The sequence below is a fragment of the Halomonas sabkhae genome, from assembly GCF_030409265.1.
Lineage (GTDB): Bacteria > Pseudomonadota > Gammaproteobacteria > Pseudomonadales > Halomonadaceae > Halomonas > Halomonas halmophila.
The window spans coordinates 89442-108996 of record NZ_JAUFPM010000005.1; the positions used below are offsets into that span (position 1 = coordinate 89442).

The 19555-nt window shown below is 65.3% G+C and carries 14 protein-coding genes; 10 read left to right on the forward strand and 4 right to left on the reverse strand.

Annotated elements, in window-relative coordinates; translation table 11 throughout:
- Positions 1–96 precede the first annotated feature (96 nt).
- A complete protein-coding gene (locus QWY79_RS04285) occupies positions 97–864 on the reverse strand; it encodes an MliC family protein (protein WP_290270222.1) in 768 nt (255 codons plus the stop codon).
- Positions 865–1120: 256 nt separating this feature from the next.
- Between QWY79_RS04285 and QWY79_RS04290 the strand changes: the two genes are divergently transcribed.
- The gene (locus QWY79_RS04290; protein ID WP_290270224.1) at positions 1121–2035 is read left to right on the forward strand and encodes a LysR family transcriptional regulator; all 915 of its coding nucleotides are present in this window, start codon (positions 1121–1123) and stop codon (positions 2033–2035) included.
- Positions 2036–2044: 9 nt separating this feature from the next.
- Here QWY79_RS04290 and QWY79_RS04295 read toward each other — a convergent pair whose 3' ends face one another.
- Positions 2045–2752, reverse strand: coding sequence for a winged helix-turn-helix domain-containing protein (locus QWY79_RS04295; protein WP_290270226.1), 708 nt, complete (start codon positions 2750–2752; stop codon positions 2045–2047).
- Positions 2753–3169: 417 nt separating this feature from the next.
- Between QWY79_RS04295 and QWY79_RS04300 the strand changes: the two genes are divergently transcribed.
- The 4 genes from QWY79_RS04300 to QWY79_RS04315 all read left to right on the forward strand — a co-directional run bounded on the left by QWY79_RS04300 (position 3170) and on the right by QWY79_RS04315 (position 10164).
- Positions 3170–6070 carry a ribonucleoside-diphosphate reductase subunit alpha gene (locus QWY79_RS04300; RefSeq protein ID WP_290270228.1) on the forward strand — a complete coding sequence of 967 codons (2901 nt, stop codon included), beginning with the start codon at positions 3170–3172 and terminating at the stop codon, positions 6068–6070.
- 121 nt (positions 6071–6191) lie between these two features.
- The gene (locus QWY79_RS04305; RefSeq protein WP_290270229.1) at positions 6192–7481 is read left to right on the forward strand and encodes a ribonucleotide-diphosphate reductase subunit beta; all 1290 of its coding nucleotides are present in this window, start codon (positions 6192–6194) and stop codon (positions 7479–7481) included.
- A gap of 115 nt (positions 7482–7596) precedes the next feature.
- Positions 7597–7911: a hypothetical protein gene (locus QWY79_RS04310; RefSeq protein WP_290270232.1), complete on the forward strand. Its 315-nt coding sequence runs from the start codon at positions 7597–7599 to the stop codon at positions 7909–7911.
- 201 nt (positions 7912–8112) lie between these two features.
- Complete coding sequence (locus tag QWY79_RS04315) at positions 8113–10164, forward strand: TonB-dependent receptor family protein (RefSeq protein WP_290270233.1); 2052 nt, start codon at positions 8113–8115, stop codon at positions 10162–10164.
- A 118-nt stretch (positions 10165–10282) separates the two neighbouring features.
- Here the strand turns inward: QWY79_RS04315 and QWY79_RS04320 are convergent, their stop codons facing one another.
- On the reverse strand, positions 10283–11437 hold the full coding sequence (locus QWY79_RS04320) for a low temperature requirement protein A (RefSeq protein ID WP_290270235.1): 1155 nt from the start codon (positions 11435–11437) through the stop codon (positions 10283–10285).
- A gap of 84 nt (positions 11438–11521) precedes the next feature.
- The gene (locus tag QWY79_RS04325) at positions 11522–11779 is read right to left on the reverse strand and encodes a hypothetical protein (RefSeq protein WP_290270236.1); all 258 of its coding nucleotides are present in this window, start codon (positions 11777–11779) and stop codon (positions 11522–11524) included.
- A 509-nt stretch (positions 11780–12288) separates the two neighbouring features.
- Here QWY79_RS04325 and QWY79_RS04330 point away from each other — a divergent pair.
- From QWY79_RS04330 to QWY79_RS04350, 5 genes are read left to right on the forward strand one after another with little or no spacing between them, the layout of a single operon-like run.
- Positions 12289–13413, forward strand: coding sequence for an efflux RND transporter periplasmic adaptor subunit (locus QWY79_RS04330; protein ID WP_290270238.1), 1125 nt, complete (start codon positions 12289–12291; stop codon positions 13411–13413).
- 34 nt (positions 13414–13447) lie between these two features.
- Positions 13448–16549 (forward strand): efflux RND transporter permease subunit, encoded by a 3102-nt coding sequence (locus QWY79_RS04335; RefSeq protein WP_290270239.1) that lies wholly within the window; start codon positions 13448–13450, stop codon positions 16547–16549.
- Positions 16546–17169 carry a CerR family C-terminal domain-containing protein gene (locus QWY79_RS04340; protein ID WP_290270240.1) on the forward strand — a complete coding sequence of 208 codons (624 nt, stop codon included), beginning with the start codon at positions 16546–16548 and terminating at the stop codon, positions 17167–17169. Before QWY79_RS04335 ends, QWY79_RS04340 begins: the two co-directional genes overlap by 4 nt.
- Positions 17170–17227: 58 nt before the next feature.
- The gene (locus QWY79_RS04345; RefSeq protein WP_290270241.1) at positions 17228–17626 is read left to right on the forward strand and encodes an NUDIX hydrolase; all 399 of its coding nucleotides are present in this window, start codon (positions 17228–17230) and stop codon (positions 17624–17626) included.
- Between the two features lie 30 nt (positions 17627–17656).
- A complete protein-coding gene (locus QWY79_RS04350) occupies positions 17657–19465 on the forward strand; it encodes a monovalent cation:proton antiporter-2 (CPA2) family protein (RefSeq protein WP_290270242.1) in 1809 nt (602 codons plus the stop codon).
- The last annotated feature ends 90 nt before the right edge of the window (positions 19466–19555 follow it).

A 19555-nucleotide genomic window follows, 5' to 3' on the forward strand; every position in this document is an offset into this window, starting at 1 on the left:
AATCAGCCGAAAAGCGGAGTTTACGAGCTGGTAAATGAGCATTTTGAGGCTGATTTCAACGCCGCATGGGCGAGCGCAGTAATTTGTAAACACCCTCTAAGGTGCAATGCCCTGACCACACCCCCGATACACCTCGTCATTGACCTCGAGCGTGACCCTGGCCGGCCAGGGCTGACCGCTCATGTCGTCGAAACAGGCGCGGGCCTCGATGCGCAGCTCGAAGGGCCGCGCTGCCTGACCACTGCTCAACACCACGCGACCGGCATCGTTATCCAGCACCTTGACCTGGTAGGGCAGGTTCACCTGGCGCTCGCCGTAGTCCAGCGACATGCTGATACGCGGCTCGTCATTGGCCAGTTCGATCATCCAGCCCGGCTCATTGCCACGCGCCTGGAACATCACGCCGGGATGCGACTCGCGGGTCAGGGCGCGATGACGCATATTCTGCTGGCACTTCAGGCGCCCGTGTTCACTCTCGACCGTCGCCTCACTGCCTTTCGACCAGAAGCTCAGGTCGCCCTGCTGATAACGCGCGCCACTGGCCACCACGGCCGGGTCGAGGCGATAGGCCCCATGCGCCGACCAGAGCCGCAATGTGTCTTCGCCATGGGCGGTCACCAGGCTCTGATCGGGCTCGCACTGCCAGCCCACGAAGCGCTCGGCCTCGCCGGGAAACAGGGCAGACGGCAGCAAGGGGGCCTTGCTCGCCTGGTCGGCAGACGAAGTCTCGGAGGAGGAGGCGCCACTGTCCACGCTGGGCGGCGATGGCGCCTCCGAGGACGAAGGGGCTGCCGCGCAGCCCGCGAGACCGAGCGCCAGCAGGGTGGGGGCGCCGAAGCGCACAACCGGGGAAATACAGAACATGGCAAATATCCTTGTACGTTCACGATCCATGGTTCCGATACCATAACAGCCACCGAGCGGATTGGCTCCGCCCGGCGACTCACGCTCGGCAATGCGCAGCACGCGGCCGGACATGCCGCTGACGCAGGCACTGCATACTTGAGTCAATGTCAGGGTGCGGACTCGAGCAGTTGAAAGAATCCTGCCAACCCCGCTAGCCAGGATTACTGAATCCACCTAACCTTTTTCTTCATCAACATGAACAAAACTCAGGACCATGCTCGAACTACGCCATCTCCGCACCCTCATCGCCCTGCGTGACGCCGGCTCGCTGGTCGAAGCCGCCGAACGCGTGCATCTGACGCAGTCGGCCCTCTCCCACCAGATCAAGGATCTGGAGGAGCGCCTGGGCAGCCCGCTGTTCGAGCGCAAGACACGGCCGGTCACTTTCACGCGAGCCGGGCAGCGCCTGCTGGAACTGGCCGAACAGGTACTGCCCCAGGTACGCATGGCGGAACGCGACCTGGCGCGCCTGGCCGGCAATGAGCAGGGCCGTCTGCACATGGCCATCGAATGCCATAGCTGCTTTCAGTGGCTGATGCCGACCATGGACCACTTTCGTGACCACTGGCCGGAGGTCGAGGTGGATATCCCCGGAGGCCATCATTTCGAACCCCTGGATGCCCTGGCCCGGGAGCAGCTCGACCTGGTCATCACCGCCGACCCTCAACCACTGCCCGGTGTGCACTATGAGCCCCTGTTTCGCTACGAAGGGTTACTCGCCGTCTCGCGCCAGCATGAGCTGGCCGACCAGCCCTGGGTCACCCCTCAGGCACTGGCCGAGGAAACCCTGATCACCTATCCGGTGGAACATGCACGGCTGGATGTCTTCACCCAGTTCCTCGACCCCGCCGGCGTCAGGCCCAGGGAAGTGCGCACCGCCGAACTGACCATCATGATGATGCAGCTGGTGGCCAGCGGCAGAGGCGTCTGTGCGCTGCCCAACTGGGCCCTGACCGAGTATCTGGAGCGGGATTACGTCAAGGCGGTCGCACTGGGCGAGAACGGCGTCTGGAGCACCCTGTTCGCGGCCATTCGCGAGGACACCCGCGCAGCCCCCTGGATGGAAGACTTCCTGCGCACCGCGCGCGAGACGTCCTTTGCCGTGCTGGAAGGCATCAAGCCGGCCTGAGCCGGCGGCTCAAGGGTCCTGGACGAACAGATAGCCTCGACTGCGCACGGTCTTGATGCGCGCCGGCTGATGCGGGTCATCGCCGATCTTGGCCCGAATGCGCGATACCCGAACATCGATCGAGCGATCCTGGCCGTCGTACTTGATGCCCCGCAACTGCCCGAAGATTTCCTCGCGGGTCACGACACTGCCGGCATGGCTGGCCAGCAACCACAACAGGTCGAACTCGGCACTGGTCAGGTCGAGTACCCCGTTCTCGCTGGAAGCCTCACGGTTCATGGCATCGATCTCCAGCCCCTGGAAACTGAGGCGCGCAGGCGGTGACACGGCCACCGAACGACGGCGCAGCAGGCTGCCGGCACGCGCTACCAAGACCCGCGGCTCGACGTCATGAGCCACATAGTCATCCGCACCTTCCTCCAGCGACTGAACCTCGCGTGACGCCTCGGGCTGCCCATCGAGGACCAGCAAGGGCCCGGCATACTCGCGCCGCAGCCGCTGACACGTCACCGCGCTGCCCTCTCCCGATCCGTCACGGCACACAATGAGCAGATCGGGACGCGTCGCCGCCAGATGCTGCAGAGGGGAGGCATCATCGATCACGCTGACGTCCCACGACAGCGCCATCAGACAGGCCGTCACCGGGTCGGTCGAGAACGCCGCGGTGTCGATGACCAGGACACGAGGCCGCTGGCGTGCGCCCGACTCGGGGATCATGATCAAATGTCACCTCGCAGGGATACGACATCAAAAAAATTCAATTTCTCGCCGTCGGACAGCGCTATCACCGACCCGCAATTCGGCATCCGCTCAACCACGCGGTCTCGCTCCCGGCATGTGCCGCCCCACCTTTTTGACCACAGGTCATCCACAAACTTATCCACTTGAAGCCCCAAATAAAGCACACTATCTTGTGTTTCAAGCAACCGAATGCACTAGATAATGTGGCTCTAGCAACCTTCTGAAAAACTGTCAACAAGTGCTCAACGGCGGCTTTCACCAGGCATTCTGATACGCGATGGCGTCGCCGGGTGCCCCTGCTGACAAGAATACACCCTGGCGATGCCACGCTGGCTGTCACCGGTCCATAACGGCAACCGCTGCGTTGCCATCCTGATAGGGAACCAAGGCACCATGGATACCACGGCAACTCCGGAACGTCCTTCCGTCTCCGTTACCGCTCCCCGGACCCTGCGCATCATCAAGCGCACCGGCGATGTGGTGCCCTTCGACGGCAGCAAGATTGCCGTGGCCATGAGCAAGGCCTTCATCGCCGTGGAAGGCGATAACGCCGCCACTTCCTCCCGCGTGCGCGATTTCGTGCAAGCTGCCGCGCACAGCATCGAGCAGGCCTTCCTGCGTCGCCTGCCCGATGGCGGCACCCTGCATATCGAGGACATCCAGGACCAGGTCGAGCTTGCCCTGATGCGCGCCGGCGAGCAGAAGGTGGCACGCGCCTACGTACTCTACCGCGAGGAGCATGCCCGCGCCCGCGCCTTTGCCGGCGACGCTATCGAAAAACCGCATCCGACGCTCAACGTCACCGCGCCGGACGGCAGCACCCGGCCGCTGGACCTGGGCCGGGTCGAGACCCTGGTCTTCGACGCCTGCGCGGACCTGGCCAATGTCGAGCCGACCAGGATCGTCGAGGACTCGCTCAAGAACCTCTACGACGGCGTCAGCGTCGAGGGCGTTTCCCAGGCGCTGATGATGACCGCGCGCTCCCTGGTGGAGAAGGACCCCAGCTATACCTATGTCACCGCGCGGCTGTTGCAGGACAACCTGCGGCGCGAGGCACTGTCCTTTCTGGGCATCGCCGACGAAGCTACCTATCAGGACATGGCCGACTTCTACAAGCCGGCCTTCCGAACCTACATCGCCCGGGGCATCGAATTCGAGCAGCTCGACCCGCGCCTGGCCGAGTTCGACCTGGAGCGCCTCGGCGAGGCCCTGGACCACAGCCGCGACGCCCAGTTCACCTACCTCGGCCTGCAGACCCTCTATGACCGCTACTTCATCCACCGCGACGAGGTGCGCTACGAGCTGCCCCAGGCCATGTTCATGCGCGTCGCCATGGGCCTGGCCCTCGACGAGGACGACCGCGAGGCACGCGCCATCGAGTTCTACGAGCTGCTGTCCAGCTTCGACTACATGGCCTCCACGCCGACACTGTTCAATGCCGGCACGCTGCACAGCCAGCTGTCCTCCTGCTACCTGACCACGGTGCCGGACGAGCTGGATGGCATCTACAGCGCCATCCGCGATAACGCCCTGCTCTCCAAGTGGGCCGGCGGCCTGGGTAACGACTGGACGCCGGTGCGCGCGCTCGGCTCCTGGATCAAGGGTACCAACGGCAAGTCCCAGGGCGTGGTGCCCTTCCTCAAGGTGGTCAACGACACCGCGGTGGCCGTCAATCAGGGCGGCAAGCGCAAGGGCGCCGTCTGCGCCTATCTGGAAACCTGGCACCTGGATATCGAGGAGTTCCTCGAGCTGCGCAAGAACACCGGGGACGACCGCCGCCGTACCCACGACATGAACACCGCCAACTGGGTGCCGGACCTGTTCATGAAGCGAGTCTTCGAGGATGGCGAGTGGACACTGCTGTCGCCGGCCAGTTGCCCGGACCTGCACGACCTGTATGGCGCGGCCTTTGAAACGCGCTACCTGCAATACGAGGCGATGACCCGCACGGGAGAGCTCAAGCTGTTCAAGCGGGTGCGCGCCAAGGACCTTTGGCGGCGCATGCTGTCGATGCTGTTCGAGACCGGCCACCCCTGGATCACCTTCAAGGACCCCTGCAACCTGCGCAGCCCCCAGCAGCATGCCGGCGTGGTCCACAGCTCCAACCTGTGCACCGAGATCACCCTGAACACCTCCGCCGACGAGGTGGCGGTCTGCAACCTGGGCTCCGTCAATCTGGCCCGCCACGTCACCGAGGGCCGCTTCGACGCCGAGAAGCTGAAGAAGACGGTGCGGACCGCCGTGCGCATGCTCGACAACGTGATCGACATCAACTATTACGCGGTGCCCCAGGCCGAGCGCTCCAACTTCAAGCACCGCCCGGTGGGGCTCGGCATCATGGGCTTTCAGGATGCCCTTTATGGCCTGGACATCGCCTATGCCTCGGAGGCGGCCGTCGAGTTCGCCGACCGCTCCATGGAGCTCTTGAGCTACCACGCCATCGAGGCCTCCAGCGATCTGGCCGCCGAGCGTGGCCGCTACGCCAGCTATGACGGCTCGTTGTGGAGCCAGGGCCTGCTGCCGATCGACTCCATCGACAGGCTCAAGACCGAGCGCGGCGCCCAGTATCTCGAGGTCGACACCTCGACCACCCAGGACTGGGGCCGACTGCGCGACAAGATTGGCGCCCAGGGCATGCGCAACTCCAATGTCATGGCCATTGCGCCGACCGCAACCATCTCCAATATCTGCGGCGTGTCGCAGTCCATCGAGCCGACCTATCAGAACCTCTTCGTCAAATCGAACCTCTCGGGCGAGTTCACCGTGGTCAACGCCTACATGGTCAACGACCTCAAGGCCCGCGACCTGTGGGACGAGGTGATGATCAACGACCTCAAGTACTACGACGGCTCGGTGGCCGCCATCGACCGTGTGCCCGAGGATCTCAAGATCAAGTACGCCACGGCCTTCGAGGTCGAACCCAAGTGGCTGGTCGAGGCCGCCGCGCGCCGCCAGAAATGGATCGATCAGGCCCAGTCGCTGAACCTCTACATCCAGGGCGTCTCCGGCAAGAAGCTCGACGTGACCTATCGCATGGCCTGGTTCCGCGGCTTGAAGACCACCTATTACCTGCGCGCCCTGGGCGCCACCGCGGTGGAGAAATCCACCGTCGAGCGCGGCAACCTCAACGCCGTGAGCAACGCCGCGCCCTCGGCGGCCCCGCCCGCCGAACCGGCGCCACGGCCCGAAGAGCCCCGCGGCATCGACGACTTCCTGCAGGGCAAGAGCGGCGGCGGCTCCCGAACGCCCTCCGCCGGTGATATCGACGAACTCGGCTGCGAGGCGTGCCAATAACATCAAGAGTGAAGAGAGAAGACGGCGCTTTGCGCCGATGAAGAAGGAAGAGAATGGCCTTTCTTCCGCCCGCAGGGCGCCTTCCCTCTTACCTCTTCACTTCCGAGGAACGAGGAAGACCATGATCAACTGGGATGAGTTTCACGAGGATGATACGGCGACGGCGGAGGCGCCGAAGCCGCAACACAAGCCTCAGGAAAAGCCGGAGCAGCCGTTGGCCTCTGAGGCCATGACGTCTGCCGATACCGCCGAGCCGGCGTCTTCGGCGGTGGGTGAGGTGCGCGACAGCGCGGCGATGTACCAGGTGGCTGAGGAAGACCGCCTGACGCGGGCCCGGCAGTCCCTCGAGGAACTGGATGTCGCGGCCGGGCTGGAAGAGCTCGAGATGGGCGCGGCGCGCATCGAGGTCGACGACAAGCAGATGATCAATGCCCGTGCCGATCTCAACCAGCTGGTGCCCTTCAAGTACGAATGGGCCTGGCAGAAGTACCTGGACGGCAGCGCCAACCACTGGATGCCCCAGGAAGTGAACATGAACGCCGACATCGCCCTGTGGAAGAGCGCCGACGGCCTCACCCAGGATGAACGGCGCATCGTCGAGCGCAGCCTGGGGTATTTCTCCACCGCCGATTCGCTGGTGGCCAACAACCTGGTACTGGCGCTCTACCGCCTGATCACCAACCCCGAATGCCGCCAGTACCTGCTGCGTCAGGCCTTCGAGGAAGCCATCCACACCCACGCCTATCAATACTGCGTGGAGTCGCTGTCCATGGATGAAGGCGAAGTCTTCAACATGTACCGCGAGATTCCCTCGGTGGCCGCCAAGTCGGCCTGGAGCCTCAAGCACACCCAGTCACTGGCGCGCCCGGATTTTCATACCGGCACGCCCGAGACCGATCAGGAGCTGCTGCGCAACCTGGTCGCCTTCTACTGCGTGACCGAAGGCATCTTCTTCTACTGCGGCTTCAGCCAGATCCTCTCCATGGGCCGGCGCAACAAGATGACCGGCGTGGCCGAGCAGTTCCAGTACATCCTGCGCGACGAGTCCATGCACCTGAACTTCGGCGTCGACATGATCAACCAGATCAAGATCGAGAACCCGCACCTGTGGACGCCCGAGTTTCAGGACGAGTGCACCCAGATGATCCTCGAGGGCACCGAGCTCGAGATCGCCTACGCCCGGGACTCCATGCCGCGCGGCGTGCTGGGCATGAACGCCGCCATCATGGAGGAATATCTGCACTTCATCTGCAACCGCCGGCTGGCGCAGATCGGCCTCAAGGAACAGTTCCCGGGAGCGGCAAACCCCTTCCCGTGGATGAGCGAAATCATCGACCTGCGCAAGGAGAAGAATTTCTTCGAGACCCGCGTCACCGAATATCAGGTCGGCGGCGCATTGAGCTGGGACTGACCACACGGCGTCGGCGTCTCGCCCACTCCGTCATACGGCGAGGCGTCATCGATGTGAAACCCAAGGGTGCAACCCATAGATGTAACCAACTGGTGTGACAACGGAGGGTAGTTCGATGCAGGTATCACACGGCAGCAGCACGCAACGCGAAGCCCAGGACTGGCAGTCCGCGCTGGACCGCGCCCTGGAAGCCCATGGTGGAGAAGCCGCCCTGGCGCATTACCCCCACGTGGCCAACGCCTTCCCCTCGCGTTCGCCGAACCCCCACACCGGCGACTTCCCGCTGCTCGATTATCGCGAGCTCAAGGAATGGGCCACCTATCGCGGCTGGCGCGTACGCCCCGCCCCGGAACGCGCCTCCGAAGGCGAGGAATACAATCCGCCGGTGCGCTTCACCCGCCTGGAAGACGGATCACAACGCTTCCACTGACCCCATTTCCTGATACGGGGCGCCCGGGTTCATCGTACGACCGCGATGGGCCCGGGCGTCCTTTACTTTCCACCCACCGTACCCCGCCCCGGTGTCGCTGGCCTCGGCCGCGTCGCAGGGTGCCGATTTGCCGAGGACGGCTACCAGTGAGATAATTCGCACACTATCTATTATTTCCGTCCCGTCATCAAAGGCCGCCTCATGCCCTGCCGTGTCTCGCTCCCCCGCCTCGTCCTGATCATCGGCTCCCTGAGCGCCTCGGGCGCCAGCCTGGCGCAATCGACGCAACTGGACACCATGGACGTGACCGCGCCGCGTCTGGATCGCGAGCTCTACGACACCCCGGCCGCGGTTTCGGTGGTGGAACGCGATGCCATTGCCCAGGGGCAGCAAGGGGTGCGCCTCGATGAATCGCTGGTGCGAGTACCGGGGATGTACCTGCAGAACCGCGACAATTTCGCCCAGGGAACTCGGGTGGCCATGCGTGGCTTCGGGTCGCGCACCCAGTGGGGCGTCCGGGGTATCACCATCTTGGTCGACGGCATTCCCTACACCCTGCCGGATGGTCAGTCCCAGCTCGATGCCATCGACCTCGACAGTGCCGAACGCATCGAGGTCATTCGTGGCCCCTCGGCCGTGCAGTACGGCAATGCCGCCGGCGGGGTGATCAATGTCACCACCGCCGATGGTCGTGATGACCCGGGCGGCTCGATCCGCGTCGAGGGCGGCAGCGACGGTTACCGGAAACTGGCCGTCGGCCACGGCGGCTCACAGGGCGACTGGTCACACCATGTCAGCGCCACGGCCCTGTCACTCGATGGCTATCGCGACCAGAGCAGCACCGAGAAGTACCAGCTCAACGCCAGGCTGCGCCACCAGCTCGATGACGACCGCTCGCTGACCGCCATCGTCAACCTGCTCGACAACCCGCGTTCCGAGGATCCCGGTGGTCTGACCGCCGAGCAGGTCGCCGCCGACCGCGAACAATCCGGCCGATTCACCGAGGACTATGACACCGGCCAGACCGTCGACCAGCAGGTCCTGGGCCTGAAGTATCGTGACCAGGCCTTCGGCCCCGGCGAGCTGACACTCAAGGGCTTCTCCACCTGGCGCGACTTCACCCAGCAGTTGCCCTATCCCGGTGACAGCCGCCTCGGCTATCAGCGCCACCACATGGGCGGCAGCGCCGAGTACCAACAGGACACGACGCTCGGCAGCCTGCCGCTGAGCTATGTGACCGGCATCGACCTGGCGCGCCAGGAGGATGACCGCTATCGCCGTGATGTCAGCTTTGCGGGTGATGTGGGTGGCCGGGTCGCCGACGAGACACAGACCGCCGAGTCGATCGGCGTGTTCGCCCAGGGCGACCTTGCCCTGACCGATGAGTGGACCGCCTCACTGGGCGTGCGCTTCGACCGTGTCGACTTCGATATCGACGACGACTTCACCCGTGATGGCGACCAGAGCGGCGAGCGCACCTTCAATGAATGGAGCGGCTCGGCCGGGCTGAGCTATCGCTACCTGCCGACCCATCAGGCCTACCTCAATACCGGCACCTCCTTCGAGACGCCGACCTTCTCGGAATTCGCCAACCCGAATCGCACCGGCGGCTTCAACCCCGGCATCGAGCCGCAGAAGGCCTGGAATCGCGAGGTCGGACTGCGCGGCCACTTCGACAACGGTATCGACTACGACCTGGCACTGTTCTCGATTCGCACCCGCGACGAGCTCATCGCCTATACACTGGACGGCCCCGACGACCGAGCCTTCTACCGTAACGCTGGCGACACGTCGCGCGATGGCCTGGAGCTGACGCTCGGCTGGGACTTCGCCCGGAACTGGCGCCTGCACAGCGCGCTGACCCTGGCGCGGTACGAATTCGACGAGTTCGCGACCGACGGCGGCCGCTACGGCGGTAATCGCCTGCCCGGCCTGCCGGAACGCACCTGGGTCAACCAGTTGACCTGGGAAAACCTGGAGGGACGCTTCGCGACGCTGGAAACCCAGTTCGTCGGCGACATGGTGGCCGACAACGCCAACCAGGTCAGCGTCGACGATTACTGGCTGATCAACCTGCGTGCCGGCGATGGCTGGGACCTGAGTGCCGACACTCGCCTGAAGGCCCATGTCGGCATCCGCAACCTGCTCGACGAAGAGCACTTCGCCAACGTGCGCATCAACGCCAGCAACGACCGCTACTTCGAGACGGCACCCGGGCGCAGCGTGTACGCCGGCCTGGAGCTGACGTTCTAAGGCCCTCGACGACTCCGGGGGCGCAAGGTGGGGCGCCAACAACTCGGCCGGCCAGAACGTGCCGAACGATGGCGCCCATGGGCTTAGAGCCTCGAAGCGTCCATGCCATCCATGACGACTAGAGCCTGATCCGGTCACGCCTCGACAACATTTCCCAGGCGCCCACGCCCAGCAGAAGCACGGCGCTGGCACCCTGCAGCAGCAGCGGGCTGTGCGAAGCCGTCAGCGACAGCAGGAGCACGGGCATCAGCACCAGGCCGGCCAGATGCGACAGCGGCGGCCGCCCGTAGACGACGAACTTGTAGATCGCCATGCCCGCCAGGAACGCCATCGGCCCCGCCAGCAGCACCGTCGTTACCGTGCTCGTCAGGTGCCCGAGCGGATGCGCGATCACCAGCTCACTGCCCACCGCACACAGGATCACGCTGCCCAGGATGATGACGTGGACATAGTGGAAATAGGCGCCGATGCGTCCCGGATCGTCGGACTCGGTAATCACCCGCGAGGCATCGCGAATGGCGATGTGGAAATAGACCCACCACATGGCCACGGTTTCCAGGAAGGCGACGCCGAACGCCAGCAGGGTGCCGAGGCTCCAGTCACCGACGCCGGCCAGGGTTGCCCCGGTGATCAGGATCGTCTCGCCCAGCGCGATGATCATGAACAGCGCACACCGCTCGGTCAGGTGCCCGCCCTCGATATTCCAGTGCCGGGTGTAGGAGCGCCCCAGCCCCGGCAGGCGAAAGCCGAACATCGGCGACACATATTCACAGGCCACCGCCAATGCCCAGAGCACCAGGCGTGCAGGCCCCTCGGTGAACGCGCCCACCAGCCAGAAAACGGCACCCAGAGCGCCCCAGCCGAGAATGCGTTGATAATTGGCCGTCAACTCGGCCAGGCCATGCCCTCTGAGGCTCCACAGAATGAACAGCGAGCGTCCCACCTGCATCGCCGCGAAACAGCCGGCGAACACCAGGCCACGCGAGCCGAAGGCCTCCGGCAGCGCCGCCGCCACCATCAGGGCCAGCGCCATGGTGACGAACAGCACCAAGCGCACCGGCGTGGTATCGGGATCGAACCAGTTGGTCATCCAGCCGCTGTACTGCCAGCCCAGCCAGACCGCGAACCACAGCAGCAGGGCCTGGGCCGCCCCCAGCAGACTCAGATTATCCAGCAGGAAATGCGACACCTGGATGATGGCGAAGACATAGATCAGGTCGAACAGCAGCTCGACATAACTGACGGCGGCCTCGTGCCCATCACGAGGCCGCATTAGAGGATGAGGACGTTCCGCTGTCATACCGACCCTCGAGAATGCAAACAACAGGAATGAACGTTACAGCAGCACGCTGGCGCTTCACGACGTGGGCGGCGTTCGACGCCCGAGGCGCCACCATGCCAGCCCGACGGGCACGGCGAACAACACGGCATGAATCGCCAGTTCCTCGCCGAGCGCGTAGCCATGCGACAGCCCCACGGTGAGGTTCCAGCCACAGGCCAGCAGCCAGGTCAGCGAGAAGGCGACCGCAGCCGGACGCCGATGCGCTCGCGGACAATACCGGACCATCAACCACACTGCCACGATGCCGATCAACAGAATCAACAAGGTACGCATCATCTCTCCCTGAATATCACTCGTTCGCTTCCAGCTTACCCATTGACCGCTGACAAGTACACGGGCCGGGCATCCCGCCCGCCACACACCTCGACCAACAATTTGATATTAACAATATTGATTCTCATCCGATGTTGCCGCTAGGCTATGGGGGTCCGTTGCATCGAGTCGAGTGTCAAGGAGACCTCTCATGACCGAACGCAAGAGCGTCATCAAGCGTGTCTATGTGCCAACCCATGTGCGCCAGACAGCCAATGGCGACCGTGTCACCGTCCCCGGGCATTACCGCAAGCCCGATGACAGCTGAAACAGCGGCCTCAGGTTGACCGGATGGCCAGGCCGGCTGGAAACAGCCACGGCCTGACAGCCCCGGGCACACCGGAGCCGAGAATCGGCGGGATACCCGCCGATTTTTTGACTTGCGATTTAATCAACTGATTAATACACTGCACGAAAGCTTGTCGCCCCACCTGTAACCCTGTGCGCCTGCGTCATCGAGGACTCCTGCCATGCCCCCTGTGCCACGGCCCGCCAGACTGCTCCCGATGCTGTTCGGGCCCCTCGCGCTGGCCCTGACGCTGACCGCCTGCTCCCCGGAAGACACCGCCGACACCGCGGTCCCGCGCGTCGTCGACAGCTACCGGATCCCGGACGGCAACGGCGATTCGGCCATTCATCTGGCGGGGCGGGTCGAAGCCGCCGAGCACACCACGCTGAGCTTCGAGGTCTCCGGCAAGCTCGAGCAGCTCGAACTCGACGTCGGCGACACCTTCCAGGCCGGCGATGTGCTGGCGCGGCTGAATGACGCGCGCTATCGGCTCGTGGCCAGGCAGCGTCGGGCCGAGGCCAAGGAAGCCAAAGCCTCACTGACCGAGAGTCGCCAGGACTTCCGTCGCCAGTCGCGCCTCGCCGAACGGAACTACGCCAGCGATACCCGGCTCGATAGCGCCCGCGCTGCCCTGGACACCGCCGAGTCGCGCCATGAATCGGCGCTCGCGGCCTTGCAGATCGCCGAGCGCGACCTCGAGCAGACCACCCTCGAAGCGCCTTTCGAAGGGACCGTCAGTGCGCGCCGGGCCGAACCCGCGGAACGCGTCTCGGCCAATCAGGCCATTGTCGACGTCATCTCCGACCGGGACGGCTTCGAGGTCACCACCAGCGTGCCCGAGACCCTCATCGGCCACCTCGAGGCCGGCACGACGCAGCGCGTCAGCCTGCCGGCGCTGGGTGGCACCACGCTGCCCGCCAGGCTGACGCACCTGGGTTCCCAGCCCCGCTCGTCCAACGATTACCCGGTCATCCTGGCGCTCGACGATCCGCCGCCGAGCGTGCGCGCCGGCATGACCGCCGAGGTGAGGCTCACGCCGACCACGGAAGCCGCCGACACCGACAGCCTGTCGATCCCGCTCACGGCATTGATCCATGACGACGACCACAGCGCTCATGTGTTGCGCATCGCCGACGACAGCAAGCTGGTCAGAGTGGCGGTCGAGGTGGTCGAGCTCAACGGCGAACAGGCCCGGGTGCGGGGCGACCTGGCCCCGGGCCAGCGCATCGTGGCGCGCGGCGCCGAATTCGTGGAACCCGGCCAGGTGGTAAGCCTGCTCGGTCAGGGCCCCGAACGTTACAACTGAGCGCCGCCGACGCGCCTGACAACCGGGAAGTGTCATGAACCTAAGCCAGCTTGCTCACCGCCGCCGTCCGGTTCTCTATCTGGCGACGCTGATTGCCATGCTGTATGGCCTGTTCAGCTATTTCGACATGCCGGCCCGCGAAGACCCGAAGATCACCATCCGCGAGGCCCTGGTAACCACCGAACATCCGGGGCTGCCGGCGGAGCAGGTCGAGCAGCACATCAGCAAGCCGCTGGAAGAGAGCATCCGCACCATCGGCGAGGTGGAACGCCTGCGCTCCACCTCGATGCGCGGCCGTTCGATCCTCCACGTCGAGATAAAGGACCGCTACTTCGACCTCGAGCAAATCTGGGACGAGCTGCACCAGAAGGTCGAGGCGGCCCGCCCCCGACTCCCCGACGGCACCCAGGATCCGGTCATCAACGACGACTTCGGCGACGTGGCCGTGGTCACCGCAGCGCTGACCGCGGACGACTTCCCCCAGGCCGCACAGCAGGACATGGCCGAGCACATCCGGGCCGCCCTCTACGGCGTCGAGGGCACCCGCAAGGTCGAGCTGCTCGGCCTTCAGGAACAACGGATCTTTCTCGATATCGCCGCCCCGCGGCTCTCCGAGCTGGGCCTGTCGCCCTCCTCCCTGGCCAGCCAGCTCGAGGCGCGCAACATCTACCCGCCCGGCGGCGTGCTGGATACCGGCGAGCAGCGTCTGGCCCTGGAAGTCAGCGGCGAGTTCGAGAGCCTCGAAGCGCTGGGCAACACCGAGATACGCCTCCCCGAGGGCGGCACGCTGCGGCTGCGCGACCTGGGCGAGATTCGTCGCGGTTATGAAGACCCGGCCCACCGCACGGCCTACTTCAACGGCGAGCCGGCCATCGTCTTCGCCATCTCCATGCTCGAAGGCCAGAGCGTCCTCGACTTCGGCCATGCCATCAAGGCGCGCCTGGATGAAGTGAGCGCCACCCTGCCGGCCGGCTATTCGCTGGACATCATGACCTTCCAGCCGGAGCAGGTCGCCAATGCCGTCTACGGCGTCACCGCCAGTGTCATCCAGACACTGGCCATCGTGCTGGCCGTGGTGGTGCTCTTCCTCGGGCTGCGGACCGGCCTCATCGTGGGCTCGCTCGTCCCCGCCGTCATGCTGGTGACCCTGGCCGTCATGGGCCTGACCGAGATGACCCTGCAGCGCGCCAGCCTGGCCACCCTGGTCATCGCCCTCGGGCTGCTGGTGGATAACGCCATCGTCATCGCCGAGGACTTCAAGACACGCCTGGAAGCCGGGGGGACACGCGATCAGGCACTCGCCGAAACCGGCGGCGAGCTGGCCATGCCGCTGCTGTCCTCCACCCTGACCACCATCCTGGTCTTTCTGCCCCTGATGCTGGCCGAGCATGTGGCCGGCGAATACACCCGCTCGATCTCCATCGTCATCGCCATCACCCTGCTGAGCTCGTGGTTCCTGTCGCTGACGGTCACGCCGGCCCTGTGCCACCGCTTCCTCAAGCGACCCGGTGCGTCACGGCAGGACAGGGCCACGACGCTCTCGGACCGCCTCTTCCGCCGGGTCTCGACGGGCTATGCCCGCCTGCTGCGGCATGTACTGCACCACCGGGTGCTGTTTCTGATCTTGATGGGCGGGGCGCTGGCCGGCGGCGTGCTGATGATGCAGCTGGTACCCCAGAAATTCTTTCCCGACTCGGACCGCAGCCAGGTCCTGGTGACCATCGACTTTCCCTCCGACATTGCCGCCAATGCCACCGACCGCCGGGTTCAGGCACTGAGCGGGGACCTGCTCGACGCCCCGGCCCTGCGCGACGACCTCACCAGTGTGGCCGCCTATGCGGGGTTCGGGGGGCCACGCTTCGTGCTGTCATTGACGCCCATCGACCCGGCGCCCAACAAGGGCTTCATGGTGCTCAACGTGAATGACCGCGACCGGGTGGATGCCGTGATCCAGGCCACGCGACACTATCTGGCCACCCATCACCCGGACATCTCACCCCAGGTCACCCGGATGTTCCTCGGCCCCTCGGACAGCACCCTGCTCCAGGTGCAGGTCAAGGGGCCCGATCGTGGCGTGCTGTTCCAGACCGCCCAGCGGGTCGAAGACATTCTGCATGGCGTCGATGGCGCCCGGGACATCCGCCACAGCTGGGAGGCACGCATTCCTGCGCTGCGCATCGATGTCGACCAGGCACAGGCCCGCCGCGCCGGCATCACCTCGCAGGATATCGCCCGCTCGCTCAAGGGCGCCATCAATGGCTATCAGCTCGGTCACTATCGCGAGGGCGACGACACCATCCCGCTCATGATGCGCTATGACGAGCCCCGGCGCGGCAGCCTCGAGCACCTGGAATCGCTGACGGTCTATCCCGAGGAAGGCCGCGATGCCGGCGTCCCGCTCAACCAGGTCGCCACAGTACGCCTGGATAACGGCTATTACCGCATCGATCGCGAGAACCTGGTACGCACCATCACCATCGAGGGCCGTAACCAGCAGCTGACGGCCGAGGACATGGTGCCGCGCGTCACCCCGGCACTGCGCCAGCTCGAGGATGAGCTGCCGCCCGGGCACTGGATCGAGTTCGACGGCGTGGTCAAGGAGTCGGCGGAAGGCCAGGCGGCCCTGCAGGCCAACCTGCCGCTGTGCATCGGCCTGATCTTCATCCTGCTGGTCGCCCAGTTCAACTCCTTCAAGCGACCGCTGCTGATCATTACCACCATTCCGCTGGTGATCGTCGGGGTCGCCCTGGGGCTGCTGGCCAGCCGTGCCGATTTCGGCTTCATGGTCATGCTCGGCCTCTACAGCCTGGCCGGCATCATCATCAACAATGCCATCGTGCTGATCGACCGCATCGACATCGAGCGGCGCGCCACGGGAGCCCATGCGTCACACTGCGATGCCGTGATCCAGGCCTCGGCACGACGCCTGCGTCCCATCCTGATGTCGGCCATCACCACGGTGCTCGGGTTCCTGCCCCTGATCATCGGCCGCGACCCGCTGTTCTACGGCATGGCGGCCGCCATGGCCTGTGGGCTGGGCGTCGGTACCATCATGAGCCTCGGTGTCGTGCCGGTGCTGTATACCCTCTTTTTCGGCATCGACACGCGCCACCACCAGCCAGGAGTCGCGTCATGAGCGATGACACCACTCGCGATCGCCTGATTCGGGCCGGCATCCGGCTGTTCGGCGAGCACGGCTACAAGGCCACCACCACACGCATGCTGGCCGACGCGGCACAGGCCAATATCGGCTCCATCGCCTACTACTTCGACAACAAGCATGGCCTCTACCTGGCCGCGGCCCGCTACATCGCCGGCGCCCTGCGCGAACGCCTGGGCATCCAGGCCGCCGGAAGCATGCCGGAAGACCGCGCCATGGCACGTCGCGAGCTCGAACGCCTGGTGCGTCGCATGGTGCGCACCTTCGCCGCCGACGTCGAATGCCGCCAATGGCTGCTGATGGTCATGCGCGAGCAGCTCCACCCCAGCGACGCCTTCGAGATCCTCCAGCATCAGGCCTTCGGGGTGGTGCAGCTCACCCTCAGCCAGCACATCGCCTGCCTGACCGGCCGGGATGTCGAGGACCCCGTCACGACGCTGGAGACCCACACCCTGGTCGGCCAGATCGTGTTCTTCCTGATCGCCCGCGAACCTCTGCTGCGTCGCCTTTCCCTGCAGCAGGTCGATGACGACACCCTGAACGCCATGGAAGAGGTGGTGGTCTCGCATCTGCGGCTATTCGAGCCGGGCGCGTAACAGCACGCCCGATGGCACAGGGGTGGTAACATAGGATCACCATCCAACGGAGCCCGCCATGCCTGTCACCGCCCCTACCCTGCATATCGCCGCGGCCCTGATTCAGGACGACGCCGGTCGTCTATTGCTGGTGCGCAAGCACGATACCGACGCCTTCATGCAGGCCGGTGGCAAGCTGGAGCCCGATGAGGCGCCGGCGACGGCCCTGGCCCGCGAGATCGAGGAAGAGCTCGGCTGCACGCCTCGCTTGCTCGAACCACTCGGCGAGTTCGAGGCGCCGGCGGCCAACGAGCCCGGCCATCAGCTCGTCGCCCACCTGTTTCGTGCCAGGCTGGACGGCGAGCCACGGGCGGCCGCGGAAATCGCCGAGATGCGCTGGGTGACCCTCGAGGAAGCCGACACCATGCCGCTGGCGCCACTGACACGGGATATCATCCTGCCGCGTGCCCGACATTGACCCCTTGCCCCTTCATCAAGGAGTGACCGAGTGGCTATCGACCTGCTCTACAATGCCCTGATCTTTCTCGCCGCGGCCGTGGTCATCGTGCCGCTGGTCAAGCGTCTGGGGCTCGGCGAGGTGCTCGGCTACCTGATCGCCGGGGTGATCATCGGCCCTTCCGCGCTCGGCCTGGTGCCCGATGCCGAGGAGGTCCTGCATTTCTCCGAGGTCGGCATCGTCTTTCTGCTGTTCGTGATCGGCCTGGAGCTCAAGCCGGCCCGCCTCAAGTTGATGCGCAAGCCGGTGTTCGGCTTCGGCGGCCTGCAGATGCTGATTACCAGCCTGGCGCTCGGCGGCCTGGCCCTGGCATTCGGTCTGTCACTCACCGTCTCGCTGGTCGTCGGCTTCAGCCTGGCCCTGTGTTCCACGGCACTGGTGCTTCAACTGCTCGGCGAGCAGGGCGAGCTGAACACCCGCCACGGCCGACTCGGCTTCGCCGACCTGCTGTTCCAGGACATGGCGACCATTCCGGCGATCGCCATCCTTCCGCTGCTGGCAGGCGGCGCGGCCATCGCCGGCGGCTGGGAAGTCATGCTGCGCGAGTTGCTGATCGGCATCGGTGCCTTTGCCGCCCTGATCATCGGCGGCCGCTACCTGCTGCGCCCGCTGTTCCGGGCCGCCGCCGCTGCGCGCAGTCGCCAGGTCTTCACCGGCACCTCGCTGCTGGTCGTGATAGGCGCGGCACTGGCCATGGAGCTTGCCGGCTTGTCGATGGCCCTGGGCGCCTTCCTGGCCGGCGTACTGCTCGCCGACTCCGAATACCGCCACAGCATCGAGGCCGATATCGAGCCCTTCCGCGGCCTGCTGCTGGGCCTGTTCTTCATGGCCGTGGGCATGACCGCGCCGATTGGCCAACTGGTCGAGCAGCCGGGCATGGTGCTGGGGCTGACCGCCCTGCTGCTGGTGACCAAGTGGCTGGGCGTGCTGGCCGCGGCGCGCGGCTACGGCGTCGACTGGCGCGACTCACTGAACCTGGCGGCCCTGCTGCCCCAGGGCGGCGAGTTCGCCTTCGTGCTGCTCACCGCCGCCGCCAGTGCCGGCTTGATGGGCTCCGACCTGGTCGGCCTGCTGGTGCTGGTAGTCTCGCTGTCCATGGCGGCCACGCCGATCCTCTTCCAGCTGCACGCCCGCCTGGTACGCCCGCGTTTCGTGGCCGGCAGTACGCCGCGCGAGTACGACAAGCCGGACGATCACGCACCGCGCATCATCATCGCCGGTTTCGGGCGCTTCGGTCAGGTCATCGGCCGGACCCTGCAGGGCCTGCAGATTCCCTATACCATCCTCGACATCAACGCCGAGCACGTGGATTTCGTGCGCCGCTACGGCAACCAGATCTACTTCGGCGATGCCTCGCGGCTCGACCTGCTGGAGGCCGCCGGCGCCGAGCGCGCGCATATCCTGGTGATCGCCATCTCGGATATCGAAACCTCGCTGCGCATCGTCGAGAAGGTCCAGCGTCGCTTCCCGAAACTGCGTCTCTTCGCCCGTGCCCGCAACCGTCATCATGCCCAGCTATTGATGCGCCACGGCATCAACGACGTCGTGCGTGACCTGCTGCCGGCCAGCCTCGAACTGACCGAGAAGATCCTGGTGGCCCTGGGCATCGAGCGCGACAGCGCCCGCCACACCGTCGCGACCTTCCGCCAGCACGACGAAACGACGCTGCTGCGACAGATGGAAGTCTCCAGCGACGAAGCCCAGCAGATCCAGACCCTCCAGCAAGCCGCCCAGGAACTGGAGGAGCTCTTCGAAGCCGACGAGGAAGTGGTCACTGACGCCCCGAAGCGTGGGGTGTGAGGCGAGTGGCGAGTGGCGAGTGGCGAGTGGCGAGTGGCGAGTGGCGAGTGGCGAGTGGCGAGCAGTATGTTGGCACCGCCCGGCTCGTAG

Coding starts and splice junctions, on each gene's coding strand:
- QWY79_RS04305 (WP_290270229.1), top strand. CDS start 6,192: ATGATCAACTGGGATGAGTTTCACGAGGATGATACGGCGACGGCGGAG.
- QWY79_RS04310 (WP_290270232.1), top strand. CDS start 7,597: ATGCAGGTATCACACGGCAGCAGCACGCAACGCGAAGCCCAGGACTGG.
- QWY79_RS04295 (WP_290270226.1), bottom strand. CDS start 2,752: ATGATCCCCGAGTCGGGCGCACGCCAGCGGCCTCGTGTCCTGGTCATC.
- QWY79_RS04315 (WP_290270233.1), top strand. CDS start 8,113: ATGCCCTGCCGTGTCTCGCTCCCCCGCCTCGTCCTGATCATCGGCTCC.
- QWY79_RS04290 (WP_290270224.1), top strand. CDS start 1,121: ATGCTCGAACTACGCCATCTCCGCACCCTCATCGCCCTGCGTGACGCC.
- QWY79_RS04300 (WP_290270228.1), top strand. CDS start 3,170: ATGGATACCACGGCAACTCCGGAACGTCCTTCCGTCTCCGTTACCGCT.
- QWY79_RS04285 (WP_290270222.1), bottom strand. CDS start 864: ATGTTCTGTATTTCCCCGGTTGTGCGCTTCGGCGCCCCCACCCTGCTG.
- QWY79_RS04325 (WP_290270236.1), bottom strand. CDS start 11,779: ATGCGTACCTTGTTGATTCTGTTGATCGGCATCGTGGCAGTGTGGTTG.
- QWY79_RS04340 (WP_290270240.1), top strand. CDS start 16,546: ATGAGCGATGACACCACTCGCGATCGCCTGATTCGGGCCGGCATCCGG.
- QWY79_RS04320 (WP_290270235.1), bottom strand. CDS start 11,437: ATGCGGCCTCGTGATGGGCACGAGGCCGCCGTCAGTTATGTCGAGCTG.
- QWY79_RS04330 (WP_290270238.1), top strand. CDS start 12,289: ATGCCCCCTGTGCCACGGCCCGCCAGACTGCTCCCGATGCTGTTCGGG.
- QWY79_RS04345 (WP_290270241.1), top strand. CDS start 17,228: ATGCCTGTCACCGCCCCTACCCTGCATATCGCCGCGGCCCTGATTCAG.
- QWY79_RS04335 (WP_290270239.1), top strand. CDS start 13,448: ATGAACCTAAGCCAGCTTGCTCACCGCCGCCGTCCGGTTCTCTATCTG.